Origin of the sequence: Limosilactobacillus avium (genome assembly GCF_947381485.1) — a bacterium.
Taxonomy (GTDB): Bacteria; Bacillota; Bacilli; order Lactobacillales; family Lactobacillaceae; genus Limosilactobacillus; species Limosilactobacillus avium.
On record NZ_CANCWN010000053.1, the window covers coordinates 1 to 6,835 of the forward strand.

The 6,835-nt window shown below is 50.6% G+C and carries 9 protein-coding genes and 1 pseudogene; 1 reads left to right on the plus strand and 9 read right to left on the minus strand.

Going from position 1 to position 6,835, the window contains the following annotated elements; all coding sequences use genetic code 11:
• Positions 1–136: 136 nt before the first annotated feature.
• The 4 genes from QOS01_RS09990 to QOS01_RS10005 are packed head-to-tail and all read right to left on the minus strand — an operon-like array spanning position 137 to position 3,091.
• Complete coding sequence (locus QOS01_RS09990) at positions 137–994, minus strand: transporter substrate-binding domain-containing protein (RefSeq protein WP_086118180.1); 858 nt, start codon at positions 992–994, stop codon at positions 137–139.
• Positions 995–1,015: 21 nt separating this feature from the next.
• Positions 1,016–1,756, minus strand: coding sequence for an amino acid ABC transporter ATP-binding protein (locus tag QOS01_RS09995; protein WP_086118181.1), 741 nt, complete (start codon positions 1,754–1,756; stop codon positions 1,016–1,018).
• 17 nt (positions 1,757–1,773) lie between these two features.
• Complete coding sequence (locus QOS01_RS10000; RefSeq protein ID WP_283622222.1) at positions 1,774–2,451, minus strand: amino acid ABC transporter permease; 678 nt, start codon at positions 2,449–2,451, stop codon at positions 1,774–1,776.
• Positions 2,432–3,091 carry an amino acid ABC transporter permease gene (locus tag QOS01_RS10005; RefSeq protein WP_086118183.1) on the minus strand — a complete coding sequence of 220 codons (660 nt, stop codon included), beginning with the start codon at positions 3,089–3,091 and terminating at the stop codon, positions 2,432–2,434. Before QOS01_RS10005 ends, QOS01_RS10000 begins: the two co-directional genes overlap by 20 nt.
• A gap of 558 nt (positions 3,092–3,649) precedes the next feature.
• Between QOS01_RS10005 and QOS01_RS10010 the strand changes: the two genes are divergently transcribed.
• Positions 3,650–3,892 carry a hypothetical protein gene (locus QOS01_RS10010; RefSeq protein WP_283622223.1) on the plus strand — a complete coding sequence of 81 codons (243 nt, stop codon included), beginning with the start codon at positions 3,650–3,652 and terminating at the stop codon, positions 3,890–3,892.
• Here QOS01_RS10010 and QOS01_RS10015 read toward each other — a convergent pair.
• The 5 genes and pseudogenes from QOS01_RS10015 to QOS01_RS10035 all read right to left on the minus strand — a co-directional run.
• Positions 3,876–4,052 (minus strand): hypothetical protein, encoded by a 177-nt coding sequence (locus tag QOS01_RS10015; protein WP_283622224.1) that lies wholly within the window; start codon positions 4,050–4,052, stop codon positions 3,876–3,878. The genes QOS01_RS10010 and QOS01_RS10015 overlap by 17 nt on opposite strands.
• 1 nt (position 4,053) lies before the next feature.
• Complete coding sequence (locus QOS01_RS10020; RefSeq protein WP_283622225.1) at positions 4,054–4,401, minus strand: hypothetical protein; 348 nt, start codon at positions 4,399–4,401, stop codon at positions 4,054–4,056.
• Positions 4,349–5,647 (minus strand): Y-family DNA polymerase, encoded by a 1,299-nt coding sequence (locus QOS01_RS10025; protein WP_283622226.1) that lies wholly within the window; start codon positions 5,645–5,647, stop codon positions 4,349–4,351. Before QOS01_RS10025 ends, QOS01_RS10020 begins: the two co-directional genes overlap by 53 nt.
• 120 nt (positions 5,648–5,767) lie before the next feature.
• A complete protein-coding gene (locus tag QOS01_RS10030) occupies positions 5,768–6,580 on the minus strand; it encodes a Cof-type HAD-IIB family hydrolase (RefSeq protein WP_283622227.1) in 813 nt (270 codons plus the stop codon).
• Positions 6,581–6,639: 59 nt separating this feature from the next.
• A pseudogene (locus tag QOS01_RS10035) lies at positions 6,640–6,835 on the minus strand (IS30 family transposase); the annotation flags it as partial.

Here is a 6,835-nt window from a genome sequence, read left to right on the forward strand (position 1 = left end):
TTTTGTTTGTGGTTATTCAAAAGTCTATCACAAATGACTTTTTTATTTTTCTAACTTAATTTTACAAACCGCGACTAATAAAAAACGGTTGGAAAATTTTCCAGCCGTTTTTTATTAGTTTAGTTTTGAATATTAATTACTTACCCTGCTTCAGAACAATGTCGGATGGCTTAACTTCACTACCGAAGTATGGCTTCAGTTGGTGGTTGTAGTCCTGGGTGAAGAAGCCTTCTTTGTTCAGCTTGGTAATTTCCTTGTTACTCCAGTTGAGGAGGGAAGTGTTGCCCTTCTTAACCGCTGGGGCGATGTATTGGTGAGGGCCCACGCTCTTAATTCCCACAGTGTACTTCGGGTTCTTCTTAACCCAAGCGTAGAGGTAGGAGTTATCGTCAGCTAAGGCCGCACCCCGGTTGTTCTTGAGGGCGTTAAACTGTTGCGTCTTGGAGTCGAACTTCAGGAGTTGGACGCCCGGTTGCTTCGTGGTGAAGTAGTTCTCGGCCGTGGTCCCCTTGGTAACGATGACTTTCTTGCCCTTCAGTTGGCTGATCTTGGTGATCTTCTTGTCCTTTGGTGATACGACCCCGACAGAAACCTTCATGTATGGCTTAGCAAAGGAAACGGCCTGCTTCCGTTCTGGCGTTACCGTGAAGTTAGCCAGGACAATGTCAGCCTTGTTGGAGTTCAGGGTGTCCACTCGGTTGTTGGCGTTAACCTGGACGAACTTCGGCTTAACGCCCAGGTCCTTGGCCATCCGACGGGCTAATTCAACGTCATAGCCGACCCGCTTACCATCCTTGTTGACCCAGCCGTATGGTGGCAGGTCCCCAAAGACAGCGACCCGGAGTTGGCCCCGCTTCTTGATGGCGCTCACCGTACTGGCGTTGTCAGCAGCGTGAACGTGGGTTGGCTTAACAGCATTAGCGCCCACAAAGAGGGCAGCGGCGCCGGCGAGCACAGCACCGGCGGTAATGATTTTCTTCCAATTAAACTTCATAACTATCAATCTCCTTCTCAATTAGAAATCCATACTGTTCAAGAACTCGGCGGCCCGCTCCGTCTGGGGATGGTCAAAGAATTGCTTCCCCGGCGTCTCTTCCAGAATCTTTCCCTTTTCAAGGAAGAGGACCTTGTCAGCAATCTTGGCGGCAAAGTTCATTTCGTGAGTGACAATAATCATGGTCATGTGGTCCTGGTCTGATAGCTCCTTGATGATCTTCAGGACACCGCGAACCATCTCAGGGTCGAGGGAGGCGGTAACTTCATCGAAGAGCATCAGCTCCGGGTGCATGGCCAGGGCCCGGACAATCGCAATTCGCTGCTTCTGGCCCCCCGAGAGTTGTCGGGGGTAGGAATCAGCGTGTTCCCGCAATTCTACCCGGTCTAACAGGGCCAGGGCTTCCTTACGCACTTCTTCCTTATCGCGGCCCTGAACCTTGGTCGGGGCCAGGAGGATGTTATCCATCACGGTCAGGTTCGGGAAGAGGTCATAGCTCTGAAAGACCATGCCAATTTTTTGGCGGAGGGCCTGCCACTGCTTGGGACCAGGCTCAACCTTCTTTCCTTGAAAGTAGATCGTCCCCTTACGGTAGGGCTCTAGGCCATTAAGGGTCCGGATCAGGGTACTTTTACCAGAACCTGAGGGCCCCAGCAGGGTGACCACTTCACCCTTATTGATTGAAAAGTTAATGTCGTGGAGGGCTTGCCAGTCCCCGTAGTATTTATCGAGGTGTTCAACTTTTAATATTTCTTCTGCCATCGTTTCACCTTCTCAAATTAGTATTTCTGTTTGGCAGTTAAGTGCTTTGCCCACCGGGAAAGGGGGTAGTCGATGATAAAGTAGAGGATAAAGATCAAGCCGTAGACCCAGAAGACCCCGGTTGGGTAGTTCTGGTTGTTCGCCTCGATGATTTGCTGACCAACGTTGATCACGTCCATGATGCTGATCATCAACAGGAGGGAGGTTGTCTTGATAACCCGGGTTGCCAGGTTGATCGTCGCCGGCAGTTCCAGGCGGATTGCTTGGGGCAATAAGACGTAGCGGAAGAGCTGCCACTGGTTCAAGCCGAGGGCCAAACCGGATTCCCGCTGGTGGACGGGGATGGATTCCAGCGCCCCCCGGACGATATCACTGAACTCGGCGGATACCCATAGGGAGAAGGCCAGCACGGCCATCCAGGTTGCCGGCCAGTTGACATTGAACTGGCGGGGCAGGATGTAGTAGGCCAAGAACAGCAGGACCACGGTCGGGACAATCCGGAAGAACTCCAGGTACATGAGGAGGATAAAGCGGATGACCCGGTTGTGCAGGGTCCGCAGCATCCCCAGGATGGTTCCCAGGGCCAGGCCGATTACAAGGGAGATAGCCGCAATCCACACGGCGGTCCATAAACCGCCCATCAAGCGGGCAAAGTTGGTGCCTTCAAATAAGACGTTAATCCCCGAATGTGCCATAGCGAACCCTCCTTTCGAGCCAGGTTAAGAAGACAATTAGTGGAATCAAGATGATTGCGTAGGCGACTACCAGGACGAAGAGGTATTCGTTGGATTGGTAGTACATACCGATCAGATCCAATGCGGTATTGGTCAGTTCCGGGATGGCAATCACCGAGAAAATCGACGTTTCCTTGATTAGGAAAATGATGTTGGCCGCCAGGGCCGGCATACTCAGGGCAAACCCCTGGGGGAAGACGATGTAGCGGGCAAGCTGGAAATTACTCATCCCCAGCGCCCGGCCACTGTCGAGCTGGCTCTTACTAACCCCGTTAAAGCCGCCGGTAAAACCTTCTGCCATGTAGGCGCCACCCAAAAATATCAGGCCGATAATCCCACAGGTCTGGGCCGCCATTTTAATTCCCATTACCGGGAAAGCATAATATAAGAAAAATAGCTGAATAAGCAAAGGCGTGTTACGGGCGATTTCGACGTAGGCACCAACAATCTTTCCAATAACCGGAACCCGGAAGTACTGGATTAAGCTGCTGATGATTCCGACAATGATTGCCCCAATGATCCCGATAAATGATAGCCACAGGGTTAACTTGAACCCCTGGGCGAACTCGGGAAGGCTTTGCTGAATCACTGTCCAATTCATTCCAATTCAACCTCCTTTTGATCATCAGCTAGTTAAAAACAAAAAAAGCCTGCAATTCGATCCAGAATCGCAGGCTTAGTTTTTGAGTGACTGGGCATGGACGGACCCAGTGCGGCTTTTAACTAGCAGTACGAATACTGAATTTAACTATGTCAAAAAGCATGTTGCAAGAAGAACAACATGAACAACAAGCTTGCATTGGCATAGTAGAGTTCAGCATTAAGTTCGTACCCCTTTCGTAATGATTGCTTGTATTTTAATCCGTTTTTAATTTTATGTCAATAGTTTTTGCTAACTTTTTGTTAGTCTATTTCTAATATTAAAGATAACCATGAATTTTTTGAAATTTGCTAAAGCAAAAAATAAAATTAATGGTAGAATATCTAAGGGAGCCATGGCATTCACGTCATAGTTCCCCTAGTAGAAGTATGTTGGCGAAGGTGATTGCATTATCGCCTTCGCCCTTTATTATAACAAAATTTTTAGCCGAAAGTTCCTAAAATGAAATAAAATCGCTTATTATTAGACGTTATCGACTTATAAGGGAGGATAAACACTATGCGCGCAAAGGTTTCGCTGCTCCTCGTAGTTTTTGGAATTATTATTGCCATTTTCTCATTTACGATGACGGGTCAGGCCAAAATGGCCGCCTTTGTCCTCGGCCTGATCATTGCTATCGGTGGCCTAATCATGCTCTTATTTAAGGACCAGTTTGTCCGCAGCCACCGTGGCTTTAGCTTGATTATCGCTATCTTCTTCATTGCCCTGATCATTGGTTACGCTTTTAAGATCTTAAACTAGGCGCCTGGCCGTCGATGTATTGGCGGTGCTTTTTGAGGGCGGCGGTGTGCTCGGATAAGAAGAAGCCGCTCCACTTGATCTTGCCACGGTCGTGGTAGTAGTACTTGAAGAAGTTATCCGCGACTGCGGCCGCCTCGTTATCGTTATAAATATGAACCATGTTAACCAACCTTTCGCGATAATTGTCGTCGTTGTTCCTTAGTGAAGTTCGTGTAGACAAAGGTGAAGTGGTAGGTTCGCCGCACCACCATTAAAATTGCTAGTAAATTTGTAAAGCTGAGGCCCGGGTACCGTGCCAGTGGAATTGACCGCTGGTAGGTACCCTTTCTTTTTATGTTGAAGAAGAGGCTGTAGCCGTTATCGGGCGCAAAGTAATTGACCCCGACCCGGTATTCAGTTTTGGGAAGGGCCTTAAATAGTTTGCCCATCCGGTCAACCAACAATTGTCCCTGCTTTTCATTCCAAGCTTTGTCCACCGTTGTGGCCGCCAACAAGTCCTGCACGTTCAATGAAGGTGCCTCCTTTCTTCAGACTATTGGCCCGCATGATGGCCGTTTTCCCGTACTTCTTGCGGATCGCGTCCATTGTTTCCTCGAGGCTGATTGCCGTGGGCTTGGGAACATTAAAAATATTTAATTGTTCGCCATAGCGGTCCGTCAGCCGGGTGCAGGAGACCGCCACCGTCCGCACCGGAGAGCGGTGGTCCCAGTATTTCTCAAAGATAAAGATCAGCTGGTGGTTGATTGTTGCCGTCTCGGCGGTGGAGACGCTGAGCTTTAGGGAGTGGGCAAAACCGGTCCGGCCGTCCTCGTCCACCACCCCCAGGGAGTAACCAATGCCCAGGAAAACGCCCCGGCACTGCTTATGGTGGGCCCGCAGCCGGGCGGCTACCTGGGCGCCAATTTCTCTGATCACCACCTCGATCTCGTCCTGTTCGGCATAGTCGCGGGGAAGGACCTGGGAGTTACCGAGTGACTTGTCCTTGTGGAGGATCGTCTCCTGGAGGTTTGTCCGGTCGATCCCCCAGGCGGTTGCGTACAGTTGGGTACCCATGATGCCTAGGGCCCGCTTTAGTTCGAAGGGGTTGCAGTGGGCCAGCTCATTCATGTTGTGAATCCCCAGGCGGGCGAGGTTGGCCTGGGTCCGGACGTTGATTCCCCAGACGTCCGTGATGTTGGGAATCGTCCAGATCTTTTGCCGGACCGTCTGGTTGGTGATGACGCCAATGAATTCCCGGTTGTGCTTGGCGTAGATATCCAGGGCAATCTTAGCCTGGAGAGGGTTATTGCCTAGACCAACCGTCGTCACTAGTCCCTGCTCGGCCTTGACCTGGCGCTGGATCTTTCGGATTACCTGGAGGATGTTATTGCCGAAGAGACGCCAGGAGTGGGTGATGTCCAGGATCGACTCGTCAATGGAGTAGGGGAGGAGGTCCTCGTCGGCGCAGTACTGGTTAAAGATGTGGTTAACTGCCAGATTCTTTTCGATGTACAGGTTCATCCGGGGCGGGACGACAATTAGGCGCTCGTCGTTGGGGATGTCGCGCTTCCGGTTGACGTTTGAAATGTGGAAGAGCTGCTTGGCCATCGGTGAGGAGGCCATCACGAGTCCACCACCAGTATTTGCCGCCTCCGACATGACGACGAGAGGAGTGGTTAAGGGGTCGAGCCCCCGCATTGCACACTCGACGGTTGCGTAAAATGATTTGTTGTCAATCACCAGGAAGACCCCGGCCGGTTCGTTTGCATAGTCCATTTTGCTCTCTCCAAACATTTGTTCGTTTAAAATATATCATAAGAACATCTGTTCGTAAAGAGAAAAAATAAAAAGGAACCGGTGAAATTTTCTCATCACTGGTCCCTAGACTATTTAATCCTAAATTGCCAGCTTGAAGTAGTCCTGGAGGTACTTCGCCAGGCCGTTGTGGTCGTTATCCACGGCGGTAACGTCGTCGGCGATGTTCAGGATGTCCGGAACCGCGTTCTTCATCGCGACACCCCGGCCCGCTGCATCAAGCATCTCGAGGTCGTTGTGTTCGTCTCCGAAGGCAATGATGTTTTGCCGGCTGATGTTGTACTGCTTGGCAATGTAGAACATCCCTGACTCCTTGTGGGTACCGCGGTGGATCAGCTCCAGGATATTGTAGGAGCCACCCCATACCCGGGGCTCGACAAAGTCTCCGTACTTCTGGTTGACGGCCTTGATGATCTTCTGCTCCTCACCAGGCTGGTACTCAATTGTTAAGGCAATCGGGTCCTCGTTAAGGTTGTGGTGGGTCAGCAGCTGGTCCTTGGTCAGGTGGTCCGGTAGAAACTCGGGCAGGTCCTTGGTCGGGTGGTTTGCCCAGACGTGGAACTTATCCTCCACCGTGATGGTCTTGATGCTGAGCTCCTGCTGGTGGTCAAGCAGGTCGAGGGCTAGCTCCCGGGTCAGTTCAACGGCATATTCCTTGTCCCAGGCCTCATGGGGGATGTGGGTGAGGGCCCCGTTAAAGTTGACCATCGGGGTCTTGATGCCAATTTGGTCGTAGATGTGGCGGGCAATCCGGTAGGGCCGGCCGGTAATGATACTGACGATGTGCCCTTCGGCAGCTGCCGCCCGCAGGGTCTTGATGGTTTCGGCGGTCAAAGCCGACTTGTTATTGAGGGTGGTGCCGTCGAGGTCGAGGGCAATTAAGTGCTGATTCACATCATTCACTCCTTCGTGCAAAATTCGTTATCCTCTAAATTTCAAGAATAAGTTAGCCACTAAGCTGAAATAAATAGCACTGACCAATTAATTATTGGTTGATGAGAACGTGACATCTCTTGATAGAATGCTTTACAGTAAACATCCATTGCAGAACGTCCATTAAATATGGCTCGTGGATAGTGATTCATCCAGTTATTGGTCGCTATAATCTGGGCACTACTATAATCATTAATAGCTTGGCCCTTAGTAATC

Excerpts from the sequence above, each read along its gene's own strand:
- QOS01_RS09990 (WP_086118180.1), bottom strand. The coding sequence starts at position 994 with ATGAAGTTTAATTGGAAGAAAATCATTACCGCCGGTGCTGTGCTCGCC.
- QOS01_RS09995 (WP_086118181.1), bottom strand. The coding sequence starts at position 1,756 with ATGGCAGAAGAAATATTAAAAGTTGAACACCTCGATAAATACTACGGG.
- QOS01_RS10000 (WP_283622222.1), bottom strand. The coding sequence starts at position 2,451 with ATGGCACATTCGGGGATTAACGTCTTATTTGAAGGCACCAACTTTGCC.
- QOS01_RS10005 (WP_086118183.1), bottom strand. The coding sequence starts at position 3,091 with ATGAATTGGACAGTGATTCAGCAAAGCCTTCCCGAGTTCGCCCAGGGG.
- QOS01_RS10010 (WP_283622223.1), top strand. The coding sequence starts at position 3,650 with ATGCGCGCAAAGGTTTCGCTGCTCCTCGTAGTTTTTGGAATTATTATT.
- QOS01_RS10015 (WP_283622224.1), bottom strand. The coding sequence starts at position 4,052 with ATGGTTCATATTTATAACGATAACGAGGCGGCCGCAGTCGCGGATAAC.
- QOS01_RS10025 (WP_283622226.1), bottom strand. The coding sequence starts at position 5,647 with ATGGACTATGCAAACGAACCGGCCGGGGTCTTCCTGGTGATTGACAAC.